This is a genomic window from Halobellus marinus (genome assembly GCF_032113415.1).
Classification (GTDB): Archaea; Halobacteriota; Halobacteria; order Halobacteriales; family Haloferacaceae; genus Haloquadratum; species Haloquadratum marinus.
In genome coordinates this window covers 3,162,248-3,186,294 of the sequence record NZ_CP134946.1, presented here as the reverse complement: position 1 = coordinate 3,186,294, position 24,047 = coordinate 3,162,248, and the positions used below count along the sequence as shown (strand labels likewise).

Sequence of the window (24,047 nt, the reverse complement as noted above, 5' to 3'; positions counted from 1 at the left end):
CCGAGTCAGCAAATACATAGAGCAACGCCGGCATAGCTGGATCCAGATGACGGCGTATCGCTTCCGCGTGAAGTTCGACCCGGATCCGACGTCGCTGTGGCGCGATGTCGTGGTCGGGTCGGACCGCACGCTCGACGAGCTGCAAAGGACGATCAATACTGCCGTAGGGCTGGATCAGGGTCACCTCTGGTTCTTTGGCGTCGGTGAGGAGTACTGGGATAGCGACGTGAAATATCAGTGTCCCCAGGAGTTCGAAGGGTCACAGGGTAACCCACTGGTGGGACTCGACGAGGAGACGTACGATGCCGCCGAGACGACAGTCGGTGACGCCGTCGATCGCGTCGCTCCATCCACCGGGGATTCATACTGATTACTCTCGTCTCTTCCCGCCGAGCGCCGCCGACGGGGATGGCGCTCGGCGGTACACAGTGAGAGTAATCAGTATCACAGGTGCCGTCTCGTGGACGAGGCTAACGCTTAACCAATCTCAAACGAAAGATCATACACAATGTCTCAGCAAGTCGTCTCCGAACTCGACGTCGACGAGTACACGCTCGGTCTGGTCGGTCCGGATCAGGAGTGGGCGGGAACCGTCGCCGACGGCGGCACCGTGCGGACACACACGCCGCCCGCGTGCTGGGGACCGATGATCACGCCGAAGTTCCGCGGCGGCCACGAGGTCACCAAGCCGATCGCCGTCGAGGGCGCGGCGGTCGGCGACGCCGTCGCGATCAAGATCCGCGACATCGAGGTGACGAGCGTCGCGACGAGCACCGGTTCGATGGACGAACGGGAAGAGGCGTTCGGCGACGACCCCTTCGTCGATCACAAGTGTCCCGAGTGCGGTGCCGAGTGGCCCGAGAGCGTCGTCGAGGGGACCGGCGAGGAGTCGATCCGGTGTGCGGAATGCGGAGCGAACGCCTCGTCGTTCGCCTTCGAGTACGGCATCACGACGGTGTTCGACGACGACTACGAGGTCGGAATCACGGTCGACGAGGCGGCCGCTCACGATCTGGCCGAACGCGCCGCGGAGGCGAGCGCCCTCCCGGAGAACTCGCGGCAACACCCCATTCTCCTCTATGAGCCCTCGGAGATGCCCGGGACGCTCGGACACCTTCGACCGTTCGTCGGGAACATCGGGACGACGCCGCCGATCGAACTCCCGGACTCGCACAACGCCGGCGACTTCGGACAGTTCCTCATCGGCGCCGACCACGACTGGGGGCTCGAAAGCGAGGCGGAACTCGACGCCCGAACCGACGGCCACATGGACATCAACGCGGTCCGGGAGGGCTCGATCCTGATCTGTCCGGTAAAGGTCGACGGCGGCGGCATCTACGTCGGCGATATGCACGCCAATCAGGGCGACGGCGAACTCGCCTTGCACACGACGGACGTCAGCGGGTACACCGAGTTCGAGGTCGAACTCATCGAGGACCTCGATATCGGCGGTCCGCTCCTCCTTCCCAACGAGGAGGACCTCTCGCACATCAGCAAGCCGTACACGGAGGATGACAAAGAGCGCGGACGCGAACTCGGCGCGGAGTACGGCGTCGATGTCGAGACTGAGATGGGACCGATCCAGGTGATCGGGTCGGGCGCGACCGTCAACGACGCGACCGACAACGCTTTCGACCGCGCCGGCGACCTGCTCGGGATGAGCGAGGGCGAGGTCCGCACTCGGTGTACGTTCACCGGCGGCGTCGAGATCGGTCGGCTCCCCGGCGTGGTTCAGCTCACGATGCTCGCACCGATGGACGTCCTCGACGACCGCGGGCTGGCACACCTCGTACGCGAGCAGTACGGGATCTGAGCGGAGCCGACGTCCGGGAATCTCCCAGCAGAGGACCGCAACGGTCGGTCATCCGCCCCGCATCGCAGGATGAACTGCAAGCGTTGCGTCCGCCGGGCACGGTTCGTCGGGATCGGCGGCCCTTCCGTCGACGGAGAGGCGGACGCTCGGCACGAGTCGCCCGTCGGCGTCGAACAGGTGTCGCTCGGCGCGCGGATACGCGTCGACGAAGGCGTCGACGGCATCCGCTACGGTTCCGCCGTCGAAGTCGACGCTGACGCGTTTCCCGCCGGTCGCACTCCGGAGCGGTCCGTACACAGTAACCTCCATAGCCAGTCGTTCGCGTTCGGGACAGTTGGATGCTTCTACGTCGCCGACGCTCGAGTGACTCTGCAGAATCCGGCCGGACGAAGAGAGAGACGGCGGCGGAATCGGGGGTTTCAACCCGACTGTTGTCGTCCCTTCCCGGTGCTCGCCGGCGCCAGGGATGGTGAGCACCCCTGAAGCGGTACAACAGTCCGTATCAGTTGTCGTCGCTTTCGGCGTCCGAGTCGGGGTCGTCCTCCCCGGCTAACTCCTCGGCGCGGAGGTCGGCGCTGGCCTCCCGGACTTCCCGCATCACCGTCGAGATCCGGTCTTCGGCCTCCAGTTCTTCCTCGACGGAGAGGTCGACGCCCTCGACCTCCAAGAGGAACTTCGCGATTTCGGTGACGTCGTACATCAGTTCGTCGAGTTCCTCGGCGGTGAAAAAGCCCGACATCGCCCCGTAGAGGAACGTCGCCCCCGACTTGCGGATCTTGTCCTCGAACGAGGAGCGGGCCTGATTGACCGCCTGCGGGGAGTAGGTGTCCGTCATAAACGGCACGAGTTCCGGGAGGTTCTCGCCGATCTTGGTCATCTCGACCCCCGTCTCGGTCCGGAAATCGGCACACAGCCGGGCGATGGCCCACTCGCGGGCGGTGATGTAGGTTCGGTCCCGGAGGAAGTCGTTGACGCGGTCGTACTGTGCGCCGTCGACTTTCTTGAACCGGGCGTACTTGCGCACGTCCGCGGGCGTGTCGTCGTCCGCGTCAGGTCCGTCGGCAGGAGTCTCCGAATCAGGTCCGTCGGCAGGAGTCTCCGAATCAGGTCCGTCGGCAGGAGTCTCCGAATCAGGTCCGTCAGCAGAAGTCTCCGAATCAGGTCCGTCAGCAGAAGTCTCCGAATCGGCTTCGCCGCTGGTCCCCACCGCCGCTGGATTACCGTCGGTATCGCCGGCGGCCGCCTCCCGCTCGCCGGCGTCCGCTCCATCGTCGGAGACGCCCGATTGCTCCGCCCCCCTCGACCGCGAATCCGACGCGTCGACGTCGCGTCGGGACGCAGCGTCGGCCGACGTCTCGGCGTCGTCGTCGTCCATACTGCGGGGTGTCGTTCCCACGGCAAAAAGCGTTCCCTCGTTCCACGCCGGCGGACGCGGCGGCACACCCGACGATTTTTCTACTCCCGCGGAGACATCCGGGTATATGAGGATCCTCTTGGGCGTCGGCGGCGCCGACGACTCACTCAACGCACTGGAACGGACCGCCAGGCGGGCAGTCGATGCGGGCGACGAGGTGACGGTTGCGATCATCGAGTCGGAACTCGGGGAGCGACCGCTCGCTGACGTCGAAGCCGACGTCGAGCGGGCGCTCGACGAACAGGGTCTCGACGGAGACATCCGTTATATCGACGGCAATGCCGGGAGCAAACTGGTCGACATCGCCGAATCGGAGGGGTTCGACCGAATCGCCTTAGGCGGGGGGACGACCAGCCCGATGGGGAAGATCCAACTCGGGAGCACCGCCGAGTTCGTCCTGCTGAACTCCCACGTCAGCGTGCTTCTCATCCGATGAGTACCGATCGTCACTACCCCGACGAGATCGCGGGTCCGTTCGAAGCGCCGCCGATCGGGTTCGAGGATCGAGAGGGTCGTGAGATCGAGATTCGCGCCTACGAGGGGACCGACGAGGAGTACGAGGCGCTGGCCTCGATGTACGTCGCGTTCGATCCCAGCGACCGCGCACAGGGAATTCCTCCGAGCGACGAAAAGCGGATCCGCGAATGGCTCGACAACATCCTGGCCGATGAGTGTCTGAACGTAATCGCGTGGGACGGTGATCAGGCGGCAGGCCACGCGACGCTCGTCCCGGACGACGACGTCTACGAACTGGCGATCTTCGTCCTGCAGACGTACCAGGAAGCCGGCATCGGCACGCGCCTGATGAAGGCGCTGCTGGGCTACGGCGCCGAATCGGGCGTCGAACGGGTGTGGCTCACCGTCGAACGGTGGAACAAAGCGGCGGTCGGCCTCTACAAGAAGATCGGCTTCGAGGTCAGCGATTCGGAGAGCTTCGAGCTGGAGATGGCGATCCGGCTGGGAGTCGGGGACGAGGACTAGCGGCTGCTGCCGATAGTGGGGTGGGATCGTTCAAAAGAATTATTTCACATTCTTGAGGATGAATCGACCGTTAGACCGAGTGTGCGTGTTGAGCATCCGCGAGCGGAGCGAGCGGAGCGAGCGGTTCACCGGACCCGACCGTAGGGAGGGTCCGGCCTTTTGGCATCAACGGGTTTTCCCGGGGTTTGACCGAGCGATGCGAGGGAAGACCCCGGGAAAAGAGGTTGCTGCAGTGAGCGACTCCGTACGGAGAAGTGCGGACAAAATCGACTATCTCGCTTTCCACGGGCGAAACCGTCGCAGCACGACGGGATACGTCTCTCGGTGGGGGGGCAGACCCCCCACCCGATTTGCACAGGACGAATTATTTTTAGGTCTGGTGTATACATCTGCGCAATATAATGGTGGAGCACACCCGGACGCTGGATTTCAAGATCGCGTTTGCAATCGGGTTAGGGACGATGATCGCTGCAGGTATTTTTTCACTGTCCGGGACTGCAGTCGCCGAGATCGGGAGCAGTGCTGTCATCGCGTTCGTCATCGCGGCACTCGTCGCCGCATTGACTGCGGCATCCTACTCGGAGTTCGCCTCGATCTACTCCGAAAACGGTGGCGGGTATCTCTTTGCGTCCCGAACCTTCGAACACGAGACGCTCATCTACACTGTCGGGGCGATGTTGTTTCTCGGCTACACCGGCACGACCGCGTTTTACCTCGCGACGATGGACGAGTGGGTCGTCCGATTTATTCTTCCCGAATCCCTGCAGTGGCTGCCACACGGCACTTCAGGGGTGGCAGCGGCTATCCTGCTTGGCGTCCTCAACGCTCGCGGCACCGAAGAGAGTGGAACCTTTCAACTGTTTGTGACAGGGGCAAAGGTGGCAGTGTTACTGGCGTTCATCGGCGGAGCCGTTGCCTTCCGTGGCCCGACGACTGCTGTGGGTAACTTCGCCGGAAACTTCTCGGCAGATCCAGTCGGAATCGTCACCATCGCGGCACTCGCGTTCATCACGTTCTTCGGGTTCTCGGCTATCGCGGCCAGCGCCGGGGAGATCATCGAACCACGTCGGACAGTCCCCCTCGCGATCGCCGCGAGTATTGTCACCGTCACGGTCCTCTACGCGCTCGTCATCGTGTCGATGGTCAACTCCCCGGTTCCGGCGGAGATTATCGCAGAGGAAGGCGAGACGGCGATGGGACGCGTCGCCGCGGGATTCCTCGGTCCGGTCGGCCGGTCACTCATCGTCGCTGGTGCGATATTCAGTATGGTCAGTGCCTCGAATGCGAGTATTCTCGCCGCCAGCGGGATCGGGTCGCTGATGGGACGACAGGGCCAGGCACCGCGGCCGTTTTCGCGTATCCACCGCCAGTACAGCACCCCCTTCTGGAGCGTAGTGTCCGCGACAGGGCTCATTGTCGCGCTCATCGTGGTTTTTATCGGTCTCTTTCCGTCGGAGGGAGGCATCGTTCCGTTGGATCTGACAGTCCCGTTTCCCCTCCTCGGATCACTCACACTCACTGAGTTGGGGCTCACGACGCTAACCGGGTTCGCAACGCTGAATCTCCTGTTGCCGCTCTCGGTTGTCAACGTTGCACTCATTTACTCACGGCGGCGGTTCCCCGATATCGACCGCGGGTTCCGCGTGCCTGGCGTCCCGGTGCTCCCGACCGTTGGGGTCATCGCTAACGTCGGCCTCATCTATAACCTTCCAGTAAAGGGTGTCATCGTTGGGATCTTCCTCGTTCTCACGCTCCTTGGAGGCTATCTCGTCTGGGGTGGTGCACCGGACATCGAGGAGCTATACGAGCAGGTGGTTCCACCTACCTCACCGACAGCTCCGGCTGGCGAGACTGCAGGTGTGTCAGCCGACGAGAGTGAAGAAGTGGTGCCTGCCGCAGACGACGCCTACAGAGTACTCGTTGCGGTCGGGCGGCCCGAACGTGCGGCGCGGTATGTCAGGCTGGCAGCGACACTCGGCCAATTTCAGGCTGAGGATCCGTTCATCCAGGTACTTACCGTCACGGAAATTCCCGATCAGACCCCACACGAGGCAGTCAGGGAAACTGCACGCGGGCGGGTTCAGCGGATTCAGGAAATCCTCGCAGCTGAAGAGATTGATGCGGACTACGCTGTCGAGGGCCACACGTGTCGGGATATCGCATTCGACATCGTCCAGACCGCAAGAGATGACGGCGCTGACTTGATTCTGATGGGATACCCCGAGGAGCACACCGACGTCACCGAGCAGGTCGAATACAAGGCCCCCTGTGGCGTGTTGTTCGCCAGCGGCGCGATAGAACCGGCAGATGTAGAGACAATTAATGTCGGTGCCGGCGGCGGCCCCCACCATCTGGATCTGCTGTCGCTCATCGAACGGATGGGCGAGCAGGGGTCAGACGTTCACGTCATCAACGTCACTCCCGAAGGTGGTCCAGGTCGTCCAGAGAACACCGAGGCAACTATTGCTGGGCTGTCGAACGCTCCCTCCGTGCAGGTTCACAATATCACAGCGGGGACAGTCGCGGACGGACTGGTCGATCAGGCCGTCGAGAACGGTGGGATTTTGTTCATCGGTGCAACTCGGACACGGCGTCTCCGACGTCGCGTATTCGGGAGCACGCCCGACAACGTCATCAAACTCGCCAAAGGAACTCCCCTCCCGGTTCTCGTATATGCGAGTGCGCGCGGGGTACAGGGTCCACTCGAGGACTACCTCTATCCCATCTACCGCTACATCAAGGGCAAACGGCGCAGTCCGCCCGAATCAGCAGGAACGGAAATAAAAGAATGAGAAATCTGCTATAGCACATATTCCTGCCATCGTAGCATCTGCAACTGATTGCGCCCGCTACACCGACAGCACCGGCTGACTCGCGTACAGCAGTACGTACTCGGCAGCCTTCGCGAGTACCTCGCCGGGGTCGCCCGACAGCGGCTCCCGCGGGACGACCAGAAAGTCGGCGTCGACCTCCTCGGCTGTATCGAGAACGACGCTCCCTGGATGTCTGAGCTTCATCTTCGTCGAGAAGCCGTACGCGACCGACGTCGAGAGTTCGACGTCGTGGTCGGCGGCGATCCCCTCTGCAGACTCCATTATCGCTTCGCCATCGGCGGCGACCTGCGCCTTGTCGACGTCGCCGTTCTCGATCGCTCGCACGTCGTCCTCCGCGAGCACGTGGACGGCGTGGACGCTCGCGTCGTATTCGGCGGCGATCGCGGCGGCGCACGCGATTGCGTCGACCGACTCGTCGCTGGCGTCCACCGGAACGAGCACGAGATCGACCGAAAGCGGCCGGCGGGTGGGCATACGCCTACGTCCGACGCCCGGCGGCAAAAAGGCTCACTTCGACAACGGGGACGCTTCCTACTCACACACCTGCGCCGGCACGGAGATTCATTACCGATGGGGAACCATACTCGGCCGTGCAATACCGCTGGGTGCTTCTGTTCCTCCTACTCGTCGGCGTCGGCGCGCTGGGGAGCGCCTTCGTCGGCCCCGACGACGTCGGGGAGAGACAGGAGCCGCCGCGGGAGCAACTCCTCCAACCGGCCGACAGTGGAACCTACGTGTGGCCCTACACGAGCCGGAGTCGGTCGGTCGAGGGGCGGACGCTCGCGCTGAACGTCGTGATCGTCGGCACGCCGCGGGAGGTCCACAGCGTTCTCACCGACCGCTCGGAGCTGGAGTGGTCGACGGCGGACGGCGACCAGGGGCTTAACGACTCGCGGTCGGTCTCTCCCTGGCGGTCGGCCCGCGGCGCGGCACGCTACACGTACGTCGGAACCGATGCCGACGATGGGAGGTGGGTCGAATCGGAGTACCAGCTCGCGACCGGGACGTACCTCGGTAGCCGGACGCACATTCGCGCGTATCCCGGGCCGTCCGACGAGTGGACGGCACTGCAGACGCACACGGAGTACTGGGACTGGTACCGGCTGCGACACTCCGTGACCGGCGTCACCGAGGGCGCACGCACCCTCGAAGGCGACCTGCGCAACGAGCCGTTCATCGATTCGGTCAGCCGCGTCTACCACGGCCACGGCGGCGGCGGCAGCGACGGCTGGATGACGGTGATCGAACTCACCGCCGCGGCGCGGGTCGTGAGCGCCGACCCGGTCGAAAATAGCCTCGTCCCCACGCCAGTCGGCGGGATAGAATCAGTCCCGGTCGTCGCGCTCGCGGCCGCACCCCTGGTCGCGAGACTCGCACGCCGGATCCCCCCGGCTCGTCGGGAAGCGGCCAGGGACGCCGTCCTCCCGCTCGTGCTCGTCGGGATCGTTCTCGGCGTCCGCTCGGTCGGGATCGCCGCCGAGGGGCTGTTTCCGGCGGCGAACCCGAAGCTGTTCGCCGGGGTGCTGTATCCGCTTTTGATTGTGGCGCCGCTCGGCGCGACCATACTCTTGGGCCGGGGGCGTCCCGCGACGCGAAGCGCCCTGCTCGCCGCGGCGGGCCTCGGTGCGGGTTTCGTACTCGACCTGGGGGCCGTGGGTGTCACGGTCGTCCCCGTCAGACTCGTCCTCCACCGAACGGCGCTCGTGGGGGCCCTGGGGCTGTTCACCCTCGGTGTCGCTCGCGGCGATCGACGGACGGTCGCCGCCGGCCTGCTCGCCTGGGTCGGGTTCCTCGTCGGCTCGCTTTTCGGGATAGTGTGATCGCGATGCCGCATCGCGTGATCACCTGGGATCGGTGTCACCGACCGCCTCGTAGATCACGACTCCGTCGTTCTCGTAGACCCGCTCCCAGCCGTCGGCACGCTCGAACGAACGCACGAGCGTCCCCGAGTTGGTCGCAAGCTCCCCACGGACCGTGTACCGGTCTTTCGGCACGTAGATGTGGGAGGGATCGCCAGCGACGCCGGCCGCGACGTCCTCGACGCACGCGACGCTTTCGCACCGCGACACCGTCTCGTAGGCCGTCACCTGTCGCTGGTACGCGTCTCCGCTCTCCCACTCGACGCCCCACGGCCCGACGAGGATCGTCCGGTCCGACAGTGCGGGGAACCACTCGGCGGCGTCGCCGAGGACGACGAACGTCGCGTCGGCGTCGGTCTTCGACGCAACCCACTCCGTCGCCGCGACCGCGTCGTCGTCGAGGTATTCGGGCGTCGACGGATCGCTCGGGGACGTGGTCTCGTGGGCGAAGTACGCTCCCCCGGCTACCGTCCCCAAGAGTATCAGGATCACCGCTCCCGCGGCACGTCGGTCGCGGGCGCGGCGGGGGCCGAAACCGATCGCCGTCGACCCGACCGCTTTCGCCCGCGCGAACGCGGCCACAGCCGCCGGGACCAGCAGCGACGCCACCGTGTAGGCGAACCGGGGCTGTCTGAACAGGAGCTCCGCCGCGACGAGCCACGTCGGGAGGAAAACGGACCGTCGGGAGAGGTAATAGAGAACGGCGGGCACCGCAAGCACCAGCCCGGGCGAGAGGCTGCCCCGGAGGGCGTCGGCGCCGCCCCCGATCCCGCCGTGGGTGCCCGCCGCGACGGCGAACACGCCCGGTCCGTGGGTGGCGACGACCCACCACAGCCACGGTGCGGCCAGCAACGCGCCGCCGAGCCCGACGGCGAGACCCGATAGGAGTCCTCGCGGCGTGCGGTGCAGCGTCCCCCAGAGGACGAGGTAGCTTACGACGACGAACAACGCGTACACCGGGTGGGTGAGCACCGTCACGCCGAACGCGACTGCGCCGAACGCGATCACACGCCAGGGGAGGGCCTCCTCACGGTTCGTCCGCGTAAAGATGTGGTACCCCGCGTAGATCGCGACTACCGCGTAGAGGAATCCGAACGCCCGGACGACGCCGCCAGCAGAGACGTGCCACTCGAGAACCTGCGGGTTCAGCGCGACCAGTCCGGCCGCGGCGGCCCCCGCCGGGCGGGAGTCCGCGATGTCGCGGCCGAGCAGATAGAGCGGGACCGACGCAGCCACGACGGCGAAGCCTGGCAAAAGCCGGGAGACGGCGATCGGATCGGCGCCGAGGTCGAGCAGCACAGCGAACACGTAGAACTGCAGCGGGGGATAGGCGAAGGGGACGCCGGTAGCGGTGTACCCCGGGATCCGGACGGGGAGCGCGTAGCCGTTCGCGAGGAGTTCCACAGCAATCTGCGCGTACAGGCCCGCCCCGTGAGCGGGGTAGGCGTTCGTCGCGAGGTAGATGGCGACGGCGACGACGCCCGGGAGTACGGCGAGCACGAGCCAGGGCCGATCCCGGGTGTCGACCGGAAGCGCGCCGCGGATCCGGCGACTGACGGCGCGGGCATCGGTCGATCGCGGTTTCGCGTCGGAGTCGGCGCTCTCGTCCGCTGCCGCCGGTTCACGGTCCGGGTCGTCCGTCGGTTCGTCGCAATTCATAGATCAGAGGGCACAAGGAACGATAGTCGTCCCAGACAGCCAAACCCAAGCGCTATTACTTTCGTCCGGCTACAACATAGCTATGGCGCAGTCGTCGAACGACAGGACTGTCCGGCGGCGAGCGGTACTCGGTACCCTCGCAGCGGGAACCTCGGCCAGTCTCGGCGGCTGTCTCCGGCGCGCTCGGTCGATTGCGGGGTGGAACGCGCAGGACCAGATCAGTCTCCGTATCAAGACGCTGCCGGCGGATTCTGACCCCTACGCGCTCGGGGCCGCCCGGTCGATCGCGTCGTGGTACGGGGCGGCGGGGATCGACGCCCAGGTGGTGCCGGTCTCCGAGGAAGAACTTCTCCGGCAGGTCCTCCTGGGCAACGACTTCGACGTGTTCGTCGCCCGAGGACCGGGCCGGAACCCCGATCCCGACGTCCTCTATGGACTGTTACACTCTCAGTTCGCCGACACGCGCGGGTGGCAGAACCCCTTCGGGTTCGTCGACCTCGACGTCGACGAGTGGCTCGAAACCCAAAGACGGGTCGACGGCGACCGGCGACGAGAGGTGGCCGCCGACCTCCAGCGGTCGATCGTCCGCTCCCAGCCGTTCACCGTCCTCGCGTTCCCCGACGACATTCGCGCCGTCCGACGCGCGAACTACGAGAACTGGCGGATCGCGAACCTCCAGTCATCGCTGGGCTACCTGGTGCTCGAACGGACCACCGAGACCGAAGAGTCGGCGGACGTGCTCCGAATCGCGACGACTGACCGCCGCGCGACGGAGAATCTGAACCCGCTGTCGGTCGAGTACCGTCGATCAGGCGTGTTCACGGGGCTGGTGTACGACACAATCGGCTATTTTACGCCCGAGGGAACGAGCCCGTGGTTGGCCGACTCGTGGACGTTCACCGAGACCGGCGACTCCCCCCGTGTGAGGGTACAGTTGCGATCGGACCAACAGTGGCACGACGGGGAGCCAGTGACCGCCGAGGACGTCGCATTCACGTACGCACTGCTCGCCGACACGTCACTCGGAAAAGCGGGCGAAGAGACGGATACACCGGCGGATTCGCGGATTCCCGCGCCGCGGTTTCAGGGGCGCACAGACCTGGTCGACGACGTCATAGCCGCCGAGCAGGACGTCGCAATCTTCCAGTTTGCCGACTGTTCGCCGCGCGTGGCGACGCGCGCGTTCACTGTCCCGATCCTCCCGGAACACGTCTGGAGGGAGCGGACGGAACCGGCGTCGATCAGCGGCATCGAGGTGGGAACCGCGACGGAGGCGCTCGTGACGAACAACATTCCGCCCGTGGGCAGCGGTCCGTTCCGGTTCGTCCGCAACACGCCGCGGGAGTCGCTGGTACTCGAAGCCAACCCTGATCACTTCCTCGTCGGCGGGACGGACAGCGAGGCGTCGCGGACCGTCGGCCCGCCGGCGTTCGACCGATTCGTCGTCCAGGTCGTCGGCTCCGACGACGCTGCAGTCGGGGTCGTCGCCGAGGGCGACGCCGACGCGACCGGAACCCCCGCCGGGGCGAGCACCGTTCCACGGATCGGCCGGACCCAGTCGCTCGAACTGGTGGTGAAGGAGTCACATATTCCCTATCTCGTCGGATACAACACGCGGACGGCCCCGCTTTCGAACCCCCGGTTCCGGCAGACGCTCGCCCGGATCGTCGACAAAGAATACCTCACCCGCGAGGTGTTCGAAGGATATGCCCGCCCCGCGACGACGCTGCTTTCGGGAACGGAGTGGGAGCCATCGGACCTTCAGTGGGACGGCGGCGATCCGGTTGCGCCGTTTCTCGGCACGGACGGCGAGGTCGACGTCGAACGGGCCCGCACGGCGTTCCGGGACGCCGGATTCAGATACGAAGACGGTCGGCTCGTCGGGGGGGCATAATGGCGCTCGTCGACGTCCTGCTCCAGGTGGCGGTCGTGGTCGTTCTCCTGCATCTCGGCTCGTACTGGCTGGTCGTCACCGGGCGTGCGGATCGCGGGTCGGGCCTCAGGGGGGATCACCTGGACCGGCTCCTGTCGGCGGGCCGGCAGGTGTGGCGGAACCTCACTACCGTCGCCCCAACGCTGGGCGTGCTCGCAGCCGTCCTCGCGGTCAACAAGGTCGTCCGCGACGTCGGTGTCGAGCTCTCGTGGCTCATCGGGATCAACCTGACCCGCTACATCTATCTACTGGAATCGCAGTTCGTCGCGTTCGTCCAGAGCTTCGCCAATCCGGCCCTGACGGCGTACTTCGGCTTCGTGTACGTGTTCGGCTACACGTTCCTGCTGACGTTTCCCATCGTCGCGTACGCCGTCCACGACGACGCCCGGCCGCTGCGTGTGCTGTTCGGCGCGTACATCCTGAACTACGGGCTGGGGCTGCTCTGTTACGTGCTGTTCGTCGCCTACGGGCCGCGGAACTTCATGCCCGAACTGGTCGAGCCGCTTTTGTACACGAGCTGGCCGCAGTCTCAGTTGCTCGTCCAGCAGGTGAACACGAACACGAACGTGTTCCCCTCCCTGCACACGTCGCTTTCGGTGACGGTCGCCCTGCTTGCCTCACGGTTCCGCTCGGTCTATCCCCGCTGGTTCCCCATCGCGGTCGTGCTGGCTGCCTCGATCACCGCCTCGACGATGTACCTCGGGATCCACTGGGCGACGGACGTCGTCGCGGGCATCGGCGTGGCCTGGGTGAGTGTCGCGGTCGCGGAGCGACTCGACCGGGAGTCGCTGAAACGGTTGCGCCGCCGGTGGCGACAGCGGAAGTCCAGAACGCTCTCGAAGTGAGCGAGTCGCCGGGAAACGGAATCCTGTCGTGACTGCAACGGCGCCGCGGATCCGACTGGCTACGCAAGCGGCGGTCGGGCGGGGCCGCCTACGATTGGATGAGATCCAGAATCCGTTCGTAGTACTCGCCGAACCGGGCGCTCGACCGGGAGCGCGGTCGGTCGATGTCGATCTCGACGTGTTCGCGGACGTGTCCCGGCTCCGTCCCCATCACGATGACCCGGTCGGCGAGGGTGATCGCCTCGTCGACATCGTGGGTGACAAAGAGGATCGTCTTTCCCGTCTCCGCCCAGATATCGAGCAGTTCCGCCTGCAGCATCCGCTTGGTCTGGGCGTCGACGGCGCCGAACGGCTCGTCCATCAGCAGCAGTTCCGGATCGACCGCGAGCGCCCGGGCCAGCGCCACCCGCTGTTTCATCCCGCCCGAGAGGTCCCGTGGGTAGCTGTCGGCGAAGTCGTCGAGGCCGACCAGATCGAGCAGTTCGTCCACCCGACGCTGCCGTTCTGCGGCACCGACGTCCTGCCGCTCCAGCCCGAAGCCGACGTTGCCCGAGACGGTCCGCCACGGGAAGAGGTGATACTCCTGGAAGACGAGGCCGAGGTTCGGGCCGGGGCCTTCGACGGGGTCGCCATCGAGGGAGACCGTCCCCGATGTCGGCGATTCGAGGCCGGCGATAATCCGAAACAGCGTCGTCTTGCCGCTGCCCGACGGCCCCACGATGCAGACGAATTCGCCGGTCTCGACGTCGAATGAGACGTCCTGCAGCGCCTGGACGGTCCCCTGCGGGCTGTCGTACCGCCGGCCGATGCCGTCGACGCGGACGCGGGGGTAGTCCTCGCCCGTCATCGCCACGAGAGCGCCCTCCGTTGGATCGCGCGGAAGCCGGTGTCGACGACAAGAAAGAGGAGGCTCAACACCAGGATGTAGGTGATGACGACGTCGACCCGGAGGTTGTTCGATGCGCGGAGGATCTCCCGGCCGATGCCGGGGACGCCGAAGATCTCGGAGGCGACGACCAGCATCCAACAGCGGCCGATGCCGGTCCGGATCCCGGTGGTGATCTCCGGGAGCGAGGCCGGCAGAACGACCGAGCGGATCAGTTCGAGGTCGCCCTGCACGCCGAGGCTCCGCGCCACGTCCAGCAGGTCCTCCGAGACGCCCTCGACGCCGCCGTAGGCGGCGTAGAAGTTGATCCAGAAGGCGCCGACCGCGATGATGAATGCGGCGCCGGCGTGGTTGATCCCCAGCCAGGCGATCGCAAAGCCGATGAGCGCAAGCGGTGGCACCGGTCGCAAGACCCGTACGACGGGCGCCGAGAAGTCATCGAGATACGGGCTCCACCCGAGCGCGACGCCCGCGGCGATGCCCAGCCCGGTGCCGATCACCGCGCCGGGCATCCAGTGGAGGATACTGCTGGCCAGTGCCGCCGTCATCGTGCCGGACGCCGCCTCGGCGACGAACGTCTCGGCGACGGAAAGCGGGGTCGGCAGGATGTACGAGGGCTGCGTCAGCGCGACGGCCCACCAGAGTGCGAGGAAGGCGACGATGCCGCCGAACCCCCGGACCGCCCGCCGCGGATCGAGGTCGGACAGTCCCGACGCAGCCGCTGTGTCGCCCCGGGCCACCTCGTCACCGACGTCGACTGCCATCGTCACCTCTCTTGGCTCCGCTCATAGGCTGTCGTACACACTGTAATCGAAGATGTCGTCGAGCGCGAGCTGTTCGTCGATTTGGCCGTTCTCGTTTGCGAACGCCGAGAAGATCTCGGTCCCGTTTTCGATCTCCTGTGGGTCCGTGACGAAGTTCGAGAGCGGCCCTTCCAGCGCGGACTGCGCCTGATCGGCCGCCATCCCGATGCCCGATTCGACGATGTCGGCCGTCGCCGCGGTGTTGTCCCGGATGAACTCCGTCGCCCTGACGTGCCCCTCGAGGAACTGCCCCGCGACGTCCGAGTCCCGCACCTCGTCGCTCATCAGCGTCACCGCCGCGGGCTGGCCCGGCATCACCTCGGCAGCGGTCCGGAACGTCTGGACGGGAACGCCTTCCTCGGCGGCCCGCGTCGGCACCGGCTCCATAATTGAGGAGCCGTCGATCTCGCCGTTGGCGATGGCCTGCCACACCGCGTTCGCGCCGCCGATCTCGATGATCTCGACGGTCGACTCGTCGACGCCCTCCTGTTGGAGCCAGTATCGGAGGAGGACGTCCGGGACCGATCCCTGCGGGAAGGTGCCGAAGCGGAACTTCCGGCCGCGTTCTTCCTCCCAGACGGCGAAGGCGTCGCTGCCGTGTTCGTCCCACAGCGGCCGCAGGTCGTCGTGGGCCATAATCGCCATCGGCTCTTTGATGTTCGCCGCGGCCACCTTCGCCGGGATGCCCCTGTCGATGACGATCATCGATGGGACGATCCCGAACATCGCGACGTCGAGTTCGCCGCTCCCGTAGGCCTGGACGATCGCCGGCCCGTCGGTGAACTCGCGGTCGTCGATGGTCGCGTCAATCTCGTCGAGGTATCCCTCCTCCTCCATCACAAACCACTGGAGGTCGGGGAAGATCGGCATATACGCCACCGTCAACTCGTCGATGCCGTCGGACCCGAGACAGCCTGCTACGCCGAGGGTTGCGGCCGCCCCGGCGCCCTGCAGATAGGTGCGTCTGGAGAGGAGCGTTCGTTCGGTTTCCATTCACGACGCGTACGCGCTGTAGATTCATATGTCGCACACCGGAGGCAACGACGGCATCTTTCGGTGATGTCCGTATAGCGGCGTTACAGCGGTGTGCTGTCTATTGCGGTGGAAATCTCGTCGTTGTATGGTCCCCTCTCTGTCATCGATACAAGCAACGATTTCTGCCTCTGGCGTATCTGGTTTCCCATACGACGGTCGCAACCGGCAGGTTAGCACGGTCGCCGTCGTCACAACGTCCGTTTCACAGTGACAGTCTCTTCTCAGTCGTCCTCAGCCGGCGCGATATCGGACGCATCGACCGCCTGGATGGGCTCTAGACCGCGCATCCTGGCGTGGAGTTCCGAGAGCCCATACACGAGTCCGACGAGGATGACGATCCCGGCCAAAAGCAGCAGGACCGGGGAAATACCGGTGAATCCCCAGACGAGCATCAGCACCGCCACCACGATGGCGACGGTCCCGGCGTAGTACAGTTGCGTTCGGACGTGGTCGATGAGGTCGGCGCCCGTGAACGTCGAGGACAACACAGTCGTATCCGAGATGGGCGAGCAGTGATCCCCGAAGATCGCCCCGGAGAAGATCATCCCGACCATCACCGACACTAGCTGGTGGCTGCCGGCAAGATCCCAGGCAACGGGGATCGCGATCGGCGTCAGGATCGTCATCGTCCCCCAGGAACTGCCGGTCGTGAAGGCGATGAACCCGGCGGTGACGAACACGACCACCGGCAGGAGTTCGGGCGTGAGGAATGCGTTGACGACGCTGGCGACGTAATCGCCCGTGCCCAACGCGGAGACGACCTCGCCCAGCGACCACGCGAGCACCAGGATGGTGACCGCCGTGAGCATAATCCCGAACCCGTCGATCGTCGTATCGACGCTCTCGCCCAGCGAGAGGATGTCGAAGACGTACCCGAGGATGTACGTCGAGACGACCATCGCAAAGGACCCGAGGACGAGCGCCAGCGCGTAGTCGGCGTTTTCGATCGCGCCGCGGAGCGTCGCGTCACCGAAGAGCCCCCCACTCCACAGCGCGGTCACGAGGACGCCCGCGATCAACACGAGGATCGGGACGATGAACGACGACAGTCGGGGGTCGTCGACGTTCGGGCTGCCAAGGTCGCCCTCGACGTCCTGCATCGGTCTGGCGTCGTCGCGGGTGACCTTCCCGGTCTCGGCGGCGCGTCGCTCGGCGGTCAGCATCTCCCCGTAGTCCCGCTGGGAGAGGACGATGATGCCGACCATCGCGATGGCGAGGATCGAGTACATATTGTACGGGATCGAGTTCAGAAAGACGGTAAAGGAGTCCGGAATCTGTCCCTGGGGGATCCCCGTCGCCTCGTACCCCTGTTCGATCATCGAAAGCTGGAACGCGACCCACGAGGAGATGGCGAGCGTCGCCACCGGCGCGGCCGTCGAGTCGACGAGGTAGGAGAGTTTCTCCCGGGAGACGTGGAGGTTGTCGGAGATGTCCTTCATCGTGCTCCCGACGACGGCCGTGTTGGCGTAGTCGTCGAAGAACAGGATGACGCCCAGGACCCACGCCATCACCCCGGCCTTGCGCTGGGTGTCGACCTTCTCGAGCGCCCAGTTGCGGATCGCGTGTGAGCCTCCGAGTCGCCACATCATCGCCACGGACGACCCCAAAAGCAGCGTGAAGATGATGATCTGTGCGTGGAACACGCTCTCCCCGACCGCCGTCGCGACCCAGTCGAACGTCTGGACGATCCCGAGGTTCTCGGCGTAGATAATACCGCCGGTCCAGATGCCCAGGAAAAGCGAGAGGACTGCCTTGCGGGTGACGATCGCCATCACGATGGCGATCAGGGGCGGGACAACCGAGAGGAATCCACCTTCAGCCATGAGAGTTGCTATCTAATAACAGCTATTTATACGTGTGGGAATAAACGCCGACTGCGGTGGACGATTGCTCGGTCGGCGCGGGGGCAGGTGCAAAGACGCATATCGTCCAACGTCGTTGTGGATCTCATCGAACGTTCACAGAGTGGATGCTATCGTACGGTAGACGTCCTGGGGAGAGCGTCCGCGAGCGAGGCCGAAAGCCGAGTGAGCGGCCCGTTTTTGGTCCACCGTGAGACGCAAGCGTCTCACGAGCCTCGCTTCGCTCCGCTCAGCGAGACAGCTTTTTGCAAGGAGGGCGAGACGGCGGAGTCGTCTCGCTTCCCCACGGGCGACCTGCGGGTCGCCCGTGGAGAGCGGTGGGCCGCAAGCGCACCCGACGCAGTAAAAAGCTGGGCTGTACTGACCGATTCTGTTTTGAGTGTGGTGCCATCCTTATCACACCCTTGTTATTAGTATCCGAATACAGACATACGCGGTATGGACACCGTCTTGATCCCATACGACGGATCGACGATGGCACGCGGGGCACTGGAGTTCGCCTGCGAGACGTTCGACGACGCTGAGCTGGTCGTTCTGTACGTCGTCAACACCTCGATCACCTTCGAACCGGAGACGTACGTCGGGGTGAAGTTGGGCGAGATCTACGAGAAACGGGAAAAAGAGGGGGAGAAACATCTCGACGAGGCAGTAGAGATCGCCGAGGAGTACGGCCGGTCGATCACGACGGTGCTCGACCACGGCGAGCCGTCGAAGGTGATCCTCAAGCAGATCGAGGAACGTGACGTCGATCACGTGGTGATGGGGAGTCACAGCCAGGGAACCATCGAGCGGTTCTTCCTCGGCAGCGTCTCCGAGCGCGTCGTCGAACGGGCGCCCGCGTCCGTGAGCGTCATCCGGGAGTGACGCGCCCCGGGAGCGAGGTGCGGAAGGATTTATTCTATGACAGGTACGAGTGAGGGGTATGGCTACAAGGACACTGTCGTCGTTCGGTGATTCGGAGCGATGACACTCACGGCCGAGTGGGAACGAGACGTCGAGCGGACGGCCCGCATCCGGTACTGTCGGCCCGGTGTCGTCTGCGTGCCGATCCCCGAGTCCGAAGACGGGCCGGCTGTGAGACTACTCTCTGCGGCGACCGGCACCGAACGCAGCAGCATCGAACTTTCCAGGGGGTTCCGAGGCGCCGTCTACCGCGAAGCCCCGGACCTCCTCTTCGTCCTCACAACCGGGGACGACGTGTACGCTGTCGACCCGGAGACGGGCGAAACGCAGTGGGAGGCGAACGCCGCGTCCGTCGGCCCGGCGACCGAAGATATGGTGTACACGTACGGTGGCTCCACCGTGTGGGCGGTCCGAGCCGTCGACGGCACGCGTGAGTGGACGGCGGTCCTGCCCGATGCAGTGAGCAGCGTCCACAGTCCTGACCGGCTGGACGGGGAGACGCTGCGTCTGACCGTCGGCGACCACCGCGACACCAGTCTCGTGGGAATCGACGCCGACACCGGAACGGAGCGGTTCCACCACCAGTCCCCGGACGTCAAGGAGTATCTCGTCGACGGACGAACGATCCTCGCGCTCGTCGAGGACGAATATCAGGTACAGGAGGTCGTCCGAATCGACGAGCGAACGGGCGGGGAGCAGTGGTCGCATACGCTCGCGGACCCAGGCAACGTCGACCAAGATACCGTCGAGGTTCGCGACGATGCGATCTACCTCGGCACGGCCGAGGACGACGGAATCACCGTCCTGGATCCGGTGACCGGCCGGCTGATAGAAACGCTGTCGGGATACAACGGGCTCTTTTTCGACTCCGGGATGCTCTACTCGACGAAGAACGGCGCCGTCGATTCGCTCGAACTCCACGCGATCGACCCGGAAACGCGGCGGGTCGCGTGGCGCACGGGAATCGATCACCAACTGGCTGGTATCGCGTTCGACGGCGAGTCCGAGGACCTCTACCTGAGCGGTGGCGGCGAGGACGAACCCAGCACAGTGTATCGAATCAACGGGGCAACAGGACAGGTCAGGTGGGAGTGTCCGATCGGCGAGACGGTCGATTCGATGCTGGCCGAGGCGTCGCCGCTTCTGGCGCACAGTTCGCTCCATCCGATGATGGCTGAGATGTTCAGCGGCGACGACAGAGCCGATCAGAGCATCTACGCGATCGACAAACGGCGCGGCCGCGCCGTCTGGAACTTCTCCGCCGGAAGCGCGGACGTGAGCGCCGCGACCGACAGACACGTCGTGATTCCGGACGACGGCAAACTCTTCGTGCTCGACCGGGACGACGGCCGGATCGAACTGGAAGTCGACTACGACGACTACGATCTCGATGCCGACGCGCTGTTTTCGGTGACGGGAACGACGCTGTCGGCGTATCCCCTGAGCGAAACGTCGGCCGCGTTCTCAGCCGGGGGCGCGGCGACGGACGACGACGGGGATACGGCGATCTACGACGATACGGAAACAGCGACCCGGGAAACGGACCTCGGAGCGGCGAACACGAGCGCGACGGAGCGACGGAGCGAGGACGACGACGAGACGTCCCCTTCGGAAGGAGCCACCAGGGCGTTTGTCAGCAGTGATTCCGGCTCCCCGTCGTTCTGTCCCGGGTGTGGCACCGATCTCGGTTCCCACTCCGACGCCAGCTTCTGTCCCGACTGCGGGACCAGCCTCACCGACTGATACTGATTACTCTCACTTTTCACCGCCGAGCGCCACCCCCGTTGGCGGCGTTCGGCGGCAAGAGACGAGGGTAATCATACTGTCGGACATAAGTTCGTGGAACATTTCGGCACCTCGTGGTGCCGAGAATTTCCAGATAGTTACGTCCGACAATATCAGTATCAGAGCCCTGATCCCTGTTCGAAGAAGCTTGCGGGAGTTTGCGCGGAGGATCGGCGGAGGTGAGCCGACAAATACGATGGGTTTTCCGTACGGGGAGCGTTGTTCTAGTGTGACAATAGCTACTGGCGACGCGGTGACGTTCGAGTACACTGGACGGCTGGACGATGACGGCGTCGTCTTCGACACCTCGCGGAAATCGATCGCGGAAGAGACCGGCCTCGCCGACGCCCAACCGCAGCGGGAGTACGGAGCAATAACGGTTGAAGTCGGCGCCGAGCAGGTAATCCAGGGCCTGGACGAAGGACTCGTCGGATTGGAACCGGGCGAGACGAAGACGTTCGCGGTCCCCCCGGAGAAGGCCTACGGCAAGTGGAGCGACGAGCGAGTCCAGGAGTTCGAAACGGACGAACTCCGCGAGGTCCTCGGCGGGAAAACCCCCGAAGAAGGCACATTCCTAGAGGCTCAAAGCGGCGAGCAGGGCGAAGTGATCGACGTCGACGACGACCTCACCAGGGTGGATTTCAACTCCGAACTCGCAGGAGAGACGCTGGAGTTCGAGGTCGAGATCGTCTCGATCGACTGATCCTGTCGGCCGGCCAGGACCGCGGTTTTGCCGACTGACAAGGCTTTTGCAACTGTCTTCGGGGAGCACAGTAGGGCGGCTGACTGACGACCGATGAGCCCCGCCCCACCCCAGAAGCAGCAAAGACCGTGGATAAATCCAAGTTCTCGCCCACGAATACGTGCGTGATGGCAGAGACAGATTCGACACCGCGCATCCGCCGGGCAGCCGAAATCGCCTACGAGTCGGTCGAGTTGGCCGAGGGACTGCAGAAAGGCGTCCTGTTAGGTGACGAACAGGGCACCCCGAACTTCAATATGCGCCGCTTCGTGCTCGAACCGGGCGCACGCGTCCCGCGGCACACGAACGAGGTCGAACACGAACAGTTCGTGGTCGAGGGCGAATACGAGGTTGGGATCGGTGAGGAGACACACACCGTCTCGGCGGGCGATTCCCTGCTGATTCCGGCCGGCGTCGAGCACTGGTACCGGAACGACAGCGACCGGCAAGGGTCGTTCCTCTGTGTCGTCCCGAAGGACGACGATCAGATCACCGTGCGCGAGTAAACGCCGTCGCTTCGGGGGTTCTTGCCCGCTCGCTCACTCCGTTCGCTCGCGGTGCGCAGCTCCACTGTCGCCCAACAGCGACGATATGATGATACTGATTACTCTCGTCTCTTCCCACCGAGCGCCGCCACCGGGGGTGGCGCTCGGTGGTAAACAGTGAGAGTAATAAGTATGAGTCGCTCGATTCCACGTCGGAGGAGACCACTGGCTGCAGGTTGCGAGATGTCCAGATCAGTGGCGATGACGAAGGTTTCTGGGAACGGTCCGGTTCGATTGGTCGACACTGGAGTGGGTCGGATGCTGTTGGTCTTTCGACAGGAGAATCTACTTCCGCGGTCCGACCTGGTGGTTGAATAGCGTGGCCCAGAGACCCTCGAACCGGCTACTCATAAATGACGGGCCAACCCCGGCGGGGAGGTAGAATTTCGGGTCAGTCGCTCTGGCTCGGTCGTCGGTGTGGTTCCGCTGTGCCATACAGAGAATGGACGACCGGTAACCGTATGATTCTGTAGCTTAACCGTTTAATCGACTTATACCGGGTTCAGAATACTTGATGGATTCCGGACCGCTTCCGCCCGTTACTCGGTGGCAACGGTGAGAACGACGGAAGAGGAGAGATACTGTCGGTGCAGTCGCTCGCCTCGCTGCGGGCGAGCAGGCGTCTCATACTATCGGCTGTACGTCTGTGAAGCATTTCGCGACCCCGGGGTCGCGAATGTCTTGAAATATAGTAGCGTTTGCAAGTCTTCACTCACACGATCGCAGGCAGTCGTGCGATCGGATGTGCAATCAGTTGCAAACGCTACTATAGGTACAGCCGACAGTATCAGGACGTTCGACAGGACAGTAGTGTTTGTCGGCCTTCGATCACGCGGTCGCACGACAGCACGTGGTCGGCTGCGCAATCAGTTCCGAACCCGACGACGGTTTTCGAGCGGCAGTGCCGTCCGGAACACCTGATGCAGCCAGGGTCCCGACCGCAGTTGTTCGGTACAATGAAGGGCGACCACGTACGAACCACACAAGTGCGCCGGAAGAACAAACTGCTCGTCGCAACCGTCGGGATACTCGTCCTCTTGGCCGCACTGGGCGTGACGAGTATGAACGCCTCGGCCGCGTTCGTATCACCGACGCAACTCTCCGAATCGGACGGAACGTATCAGGAGGAGTGGGTCAACCTCGAAGGCGTCGTCACCGACCTCAATGTCGACGGAGAGACGATCACCTTCGAGGTGACAGACGAGAACCACACCGTTCCCGTGGTATACGAGGGGACAGTCCCCGACACGCTCCAAGACGGCCGTATCGTCGTCGCCAAAGGGCAGTTCGAGGGAGACCGGCTGGTCGCAAACAAGCTCTCCGTCCGCGCCCACGAAGGCGAGGAACGGCCAGAGAGCGCTCGATGACGCCGGACGTGGAACGCGCGGAGACGACCTCGAAACGACCGGCTATCGAGGTCGAACGCGTGACGAAATCCTACGGCCACTTCACTGCCGTCGATGATCTGTCGTTCGCCGTCGAGCGCGGCTCGACGCTCGGGCTGTTCGGCCCGAACGGTGCGGGCAAGACGACGTTGCTTCGGATGATGGCGGGGCTCGCGCGACCGACTCACGGAACGATCACGATCGACAGCGTGGAAGTCACCCCGGACGACCACACCATCTACCGAACGATCGGTGTCGTCACTCACGAGACGATGCTGTACGACGACCTCACCGCCCGAGAGAACCTCAGGTTCCACGCGGACCTCCACCGCGTCGACGACCCTGCAGATCGGTGTGCGTCGGTGCTCGATACAGTCGGCCTCTCCCACCGCGGGAGCGGCCGACCGGCAGCGTTCTCACACGGCCTGCGAAAGCGGCTGTCGCTCGCCCGAGCACTGCTCCACGACCCGGACGTGCTGTTGCTCGATGAACCGTACACCGGACTCGACCAGCGCTCCGTCGCAGATCTCGAATCCGTCCTCGACGGCTTCGACGATCGGACCGTCGTTCTGACGACGCACGACCTCGAACGCGGGGTCGCCCGCTGCGACCGGGCACTCGTCGTCGACCGTGGTCGTCTCGAAACGGATCTCGCGCTCGACGACGCGGCGTCGTTCCCCGCGGAGTATCGGCGGGCGATCGGGGTCGAGTCCGACCCGGAACGCACCGGAGAAACGGCGCGATGACAACCGCCGGCACGAGG

23 protein-coding genes are annotated in these 24,047 nt (G+C 64.6%); 14 read left to right on the top strand and 9 right to left on the bottom strand.

All coding sequences use genetic code 11. The features are described from left to right. The first annotated feature begins 46 nt into the window (after window positions 1-46). The gene (locus tag RJT37_RS15770) at window positions 47-370 is read left to right on the top strand and encodes an IS1096 element passenger TnpR family protein (protein ID WP_313685951.1); all 324 of its coding nucleotides are present in this window, start codon (window positions 47-49) and stop codon (window positions 368-370) included. Window positions 371-508: 138 nt separating this feature from the next. After that, complete coding sequence (locus RJT37_RS15765; RefSeq protein ID WP_313685949.1) at window positions 509-1,813, top strand: acetamidase/formamidase family protein; 1,305 nt, start codon at window positions 509-511, stop codon at window positions 1,811-1,813. 48 nt (window positions 1,814-1,861) lie between these two features. On the opposite strand, the gene RJT37_RS15760 is transcribed toward RJT37_RS15765, so the two are convergent. Together RJT37_RS15760 and RJT37_RS15755 are read right to left on the bottom strand one after the other, a co-directional pair. Next, complete coding sequence (locus RJT37_RS15760) at window positions 1,862-2,122, bottom strand: ubiquitin-like small modifier protein 1 (RefSeq protein ID WP_313685947.1); 261 nt, start codon at window positions 2,120-2,122, stop codon at window positions 1,862-1,864. A gap of 193 nt (window positions 2,123-2,315) precedes the next feature. Next, the gene (locus tag RJT37_RS15755) at window positions 2,316-3,188 is read right to left on the bottom strand and encodes a DUF5806 family protein (protein ID WP_313685945.1); all 873 of its coding nucleotides are present in this window, start codon (window positions 3,186-3,188) and stop codon (window positions 2,316-2,318) included. 106 nt (window positions 3,189-3,294) lie between these two features. Between RJT37_RS15755 and RJT37_RS15750 the strand changes: the two genes are divergently transcribed. The 3 genes from RJT37_RS15750 (at window position 3,295) to RJT37_RS15740 (ending at window position 7,000) form a co-directional block, all read left to right on the top strand. Then, a complete protein-coding gene (locus RJT37_RS15750) occupies window positions 3,295-3,663 on the top strand; it encodes a universal stress protein (protein ID WP_311173895.1) in 369 nt (122 codons plus the stop codon). Then, window positions 3,660-4,208 carry a GNAT family N-acetyltransferase gene (locus tag RJT37_RS15745; protein WP_313685943.1) on the top strand — a complete coding sequence of 183 codons (549 nt, stop codon included), beginning with the start codon at window positions 3,660-3,662 and terminating at the stop codon, window positions 4,206-4,208. The genes RJT37_RS15750 and RJT37_RS15745 overlap by 4 nt, the downstream gene beginning before the upstream one ends. Window positions 4,209-4,609: 401 nt before the next feature. Beyond that, on the top strand, window positions 4,610-7,000 hold the full coding sequence (locus tag RJT37_RS15740) for an amino acid permease (RefSeq protein WP_313685941.1): 2,391 nt from the start codon (window positions 4,610-4,612) through the stop codon (window positions 6,998-7,000). Window positions 7,001-7,057: 57 nt separating this feature from the next. On the opposite strand, the gene RJT37_RS15735 is transcribed toward RJT37_RS15740, so the two are convergent. Next, window positions 7,058-7,516 (bottom strand): universal stress protein, encoded by a 459-nt coding sequence (locus RJT37_RS15735; protein WP_313685939.1) that lies wholly within the window; start codon window positions 7,514-7,516, stop codon window positions 7,058-7,060. 116 nt (window positions 7,517-7,632) lie between these two features. On the opposite strand from RJT37_RS15735, the gene RJT37_RS15730 reads away from it, so the two are divergent. Next, window positions 7,633-8,862 (top strand): hypothetical protein, encoded by a 1,230-nt coding sequence (locus RJT37_RS15730; protein ID WP_313685937.1) that lies wholly within the window; start codon window positions 7,633-7,635, stop codon window positions 8,860-8,862. Between the two features lie 21 nt (window positions 8,863-8,883). Here RJT37_RS15730 and RJT37_RS15725 read toward each other — a convergent pair whose 3' ends face one another. After that, complete coding sequence (locus RJT37_RS15725) at window positions 8,884-10,560, bottom strand: hypothetical protein (protein ID WP_313685935.1); 1,677 nt, start codon at window positions 10,558-10,560, stop codon at window positions 8,884-8,886. Window positions 10,561-10,642: 82 nt separating this feature from the next. Between RJT37_RS15725 and RJT37_RS15720 the strand changes: the two genes are divergently transcribed. Both RJT37_RS15720 and RJT37_RS15715 read left to right on the top strand, forming a co-directional pair. Next, entirely contained in the window at window positions 10,643-12,454 is a 1,812-nt protein-coding gene (locus RJT37_RS15720) for an ABC transporter substrate-binding protein (protein WP_313685933.1), read from the top strand. Continuing rightward, complete coding sequence (locus RJT37_RS15715; protein WP_313685932.1) at window positions 12,454-13,338, top strand: phosphatase PAP2 family protein; 885 nt, start codon at window positions 12,454-12,456, stop codon at window positions 13,336-13,338. Before RJT37_RS15720 ends, RJT37_RS15715 begins: the two co-directional genes overlap by 1 nt. A gap of 88 nt (window positions 13,339-13,426) precedes the next feature. Here the strand turns inward: RJT37_RS15715 and RJT37_RS15710 are convergent, their stop codons facing one another. The 4 genes from RJT37_RS15710 to RJT37_RS15695 all read right to left on the bottom strand — a co-directional run bounded on the left by RJT37_RS15710 (window position 13,427) and on the right by RJT37_RS15695 (window position 17,885). After that, window positions 13,427-14,185 (bottom strand): ABC transporter ATP-binding protein, encoded by a 759-nt coding sequence (locus RJT37_RS15710; protein ID WP_313685930.1) that lies wholly within the window; start codon window positions 14,183-14,185, stop codon window positions 13,427-13,429. Beyond that, window positions 14,182-14,988, bottom strand: coding sequence for an ABC transporter permease (locus tag RJT37_RS15705; protein ID WP_313685928.1), 807 nt, complete (start codon window positions 14,986-14,988; stop codon window positions 14,182-14,184). Before RJT37_RS15705 ends, RJT37_RS15710 begins: the two co-directional genes overlap by 4 nt. Before the next feature lie 21 nt (window positions 14,989-15,009). Next, on the bottom strand, window positions 15,010-16,020 hold the full coding sequence (locus tag RJT37_RS15700) for an ABC transporter substrate-binding protein (protein ID WP_313685926.1): 1,011 nt from the start codon (window positions 16,018-16,020) through the stop codon (window positions 15,010-15,012). Between the two features lie 263 nt (window positions 16,021-16,283). Beyond that, window positions 16,284-17,885, bottom strand: a complete 1,602-nt coding sequence (locus RJT37_RS15695) for a Na+/H+ antiporter NhaC family protein (protein WP_313685924.1) — start codon at window positions 17,883-17,885, stop codon at window positions 16,284-16,286. Between the two features lie 477 nt (window positions 17,886-18,362). On the opposite strand from RJT37_RS15695, the gene RJT37_RS15690 reads away from it, so the two are divergent. The 4 genes from RJT37_RS15690 to RJT37_RS15675 all read left to right on the top strand — a co-directional run bounded on the left by RJT37_RS15690 (window position 18,363) and on the right by RJT37_RS15675 (window position 21,860). Next, window positions 18,363-18,788, top strand: coding sequence for a universal stress protein (locus RJT37_RS15690; protein ID WP_313685922.1), 426 nt, complete (start codon window positions 18,363-18,365; stop codon window positions 18,786-18,788). 99 nt (window positions 18,789-18,887) lie between these two features. Beyond that, on the top strand, window positions 18,888-20,570 hold the full coding sequence (locus RJT37_RS15685) for an outer membrane protein assembly factor BamB family protein (RefSeq protein ID WP_313685921.1): 1,683 nt from the start codon (window positions 18,888-18,890) through the stop codon (window positions 20,568-20,570). A 295-nt stretch (window positions 20,571-20,865) separates the two neighbouring features. Next, window positions 20,866-21,315, top strand: a complete 450-nt coding sequence (locus RJT37_RS15680) for an FKBP-type peptidyl-prolyl cis-trans isomerase (protein WP_313690006.1) — start codon at window positions 20,866-20,868, stop codon at window positions 21,313-21,315. 167 nt (window positions 21,316-21,482) lie between these two features. Continuing rightward, the gene (locus RJT37_RS15675) at window positions 21,483-21,860 is read left to right on the top strand and encodes a cupin domain-containing protein (protein WP_313685920.1); all 378 of its coding nucleotides are present in this window, start codon (window positions 21,483-21,485) and stop codon (window positions 21,858-21,860) included. Window positions 21,861-22,184: 324 nt separating this feature from the next. Here the strand turns inward: RJT37_RS15675 and RJT37_RS15670 are convergent, their stop codons facing one another. Further along, window positions 22,185-22,334, bottom strand: coding sequence for a hypothetical protein (locus tag RJT37_RS15670; RefSeq protein ID WP_313685919.1), 150 nt, complete (start codon window positions 22,332-22,334; stop codon window positions 22,185-22,187). A gap of 485 nt (window positions 22,335-22,819) precedes the next feature. Here RJT37_RS15670 and RJT37_RS15665 point away from each other — a divergent pair, with 485 nt between their 5' ends. Both RJT37_RS15665 and RJT37_RS15660 read left to right on the top strand, forming a co-directional pair. Further along, window positions 22,820-23,266, top strand: coding sequence for a cytochrome c maturation protein CcmE domain-containing protein (locus RJT37_RS15665; RefSeq protein WP_313685917.1), 447 nt, complete (start codon window positions 22,820-22,822; stop codon window positions 23,264-23,266). Then, window positions 23,263-24,030: an ABC transporter ATP-binding protein gene (locus RJT37_RS15660; protein ID WP_313685915.1), complete on the top strand. Its 768-nt coding sequence runs from the start codon at window positions 23,263-23,265 to the stop codon at window positions 24,028-24,030. Before RJT37_RS15665 ends, RJT37_RS15660 begins: the two co-directional genes overlap by 4 nt. Window positions 24,031-24,047: the final 17 nt, after the last annotated feature.

Excerpts from the sequence above, each read along its gene's own strand:
- RJT37_RS15770 (WP_313685951.1), top strand. The coding sequence starts at position 47 with ATGACGGCGTATCGCTTCCGCGTGAAGTTCGACCCGGATCCGACGTCG.
- RJT37_RS15765 (WP_313685949.1), top strand. The coding sequence starts at position 509 with ATGTCTCAGCAAGTCGTCTCCGAACTCGACGTCGACGAGTACACGCTC.
- RJT37_RS15760 (WP_313685947.1), bottom strand. The coding sequence starts at position 2,122 with ATGGAGGTTACTGTGTACGGACCGCTCCGGAGTGCGACCGGCGGGAAA.
- RJT37_RS15755 (WP_313685945.1), bottom strand. The coding sequence starts at position 3,188 with ATGGACGACGACGACGCCGAGACGTCGGCCGACGCTGCGTCCCGACGC.
- RJT37_RS15750 (WP_311173895.1), top strand. The coding sequence starts at position 3,295 with ATGAGGATCCTCTTGGGCGTCGGCGGCGCCGACGACTCACTCAACGCA.
- RJT37_RS15745 (WP_313685943.1), top strand. The coding sequence starts at position 3,660 with ATGAGTACCGATCGTCACTACCCCGACGAGATCGCGGGTCCGTTCGAA.
- RJT37_RS15740 (WP_313685941.1), top strand. The coding sequence starts at position 4,610 with ATGGTGGAGCACACCCGGACGCTGGATTTCAAGATCGCGTTTGCAATC.
- RJT37_RS15735 (WP_313685939.1), bottom strand. The coding sequence starts at position 7,516 with ATGCCCACCCGCCGGCCGCTTTCGGTCGATCTCGTGCTCGTTCCGGTG.
- RJT37_RS15725 (WP_313685935.1), bottom strand. The coding sequence starts at position 10,560 with ATGAATTGCGACGAACCGACGGACGACCCGGACCGTGAACCGGCGGCA.
- RJT37_RS15720 (WP_313685933.1), top strand. The coding sequence starts at position 10,643 with ATGGCGCAGTCGTCGAACGACAGGACTGTCCGGCGGCGAGCGGTACTC.
- RJT37_RS15715 (WP_313685932.1), top strand. The coding sequence starts at position 12,454 with ATGGCGCTCGTCGACGTCCTGCTCCAGGTGGCGGTCGTGGTCGTTCTC.
- RJT37_RS15710 (WP_313685930.1), bottom strand. The coding sequence starts at position 14,185 with ATGACGGGCGAGGACTACCCCCGCGTCCGCGTCGACGGCATCGGCCGG.
- RJT37_RS15705 (WP_313685928.1), bottom strand. The coding sequence starts at position 14,988 with ATGGCAGTCGACGTCGGTGACGAGGTGGCCCGGGGCGACACAGCGGCT.
- RJT37_RS15700 (WP_313685926.1), bottom strand. The coding sequence starts at position 16,020 with ATGGAAACCGAACGAACGCTCCTCTCCAGACGCACCTATCTGCAGGGC.
- RJT37_RS15695 (WP_313685924.1), bottom strand. The coding sequence starts at position 17,885 with ATGGCTGAAGGTGGATTCCTCTCGGTTGTCCCGCCCCTGATCGCCATC.
- RJT37_RS15690 (WP_313685922.1), top strand. The coding sequence starts at position 18,363 with ATGGACACCGTCTTGATCCCATACGACGGATCGACGATGGCACGCGGG.
- RJT37_RS15685 (WP_313685921.1), top strand. The coding sequence starts at position 18,888 with ATGACACTCACGGCCGAGTGGGAACGAGACGTCGAGCGGACGGCCCGC.
- RJT37_RS15675 (WP_313685920.1), top strand. The coding sequence starts at position 21,483 with ATGGCAGAGACAGATTCGACACCGCGCATCCGCCGGGCAGCCGAAATC.
- RJT37_RS15670 (WP_313685919.1), bottom strand. The coding sequence starts at position 22,334 with ATGGCACAGCGGAACCACACCGACGACCGAGCCAGAGCGACTGACCCG.
- RJT37_RS15665 (WP_313685917.1), top strand. The coding sequence starts at position 22,820 with ATGCAGCCAGGGTCCCGACCGCAGTTGTTCGGTACAATGAAGGGCGAC.
- RJT37_RS15660 (WP_313685915.1), top strand. The coding sequence starts at position 23,263 with ATGACGCCGGACGTGGAACGCGCGGAGACGACCTCGAAACGACCGGCT.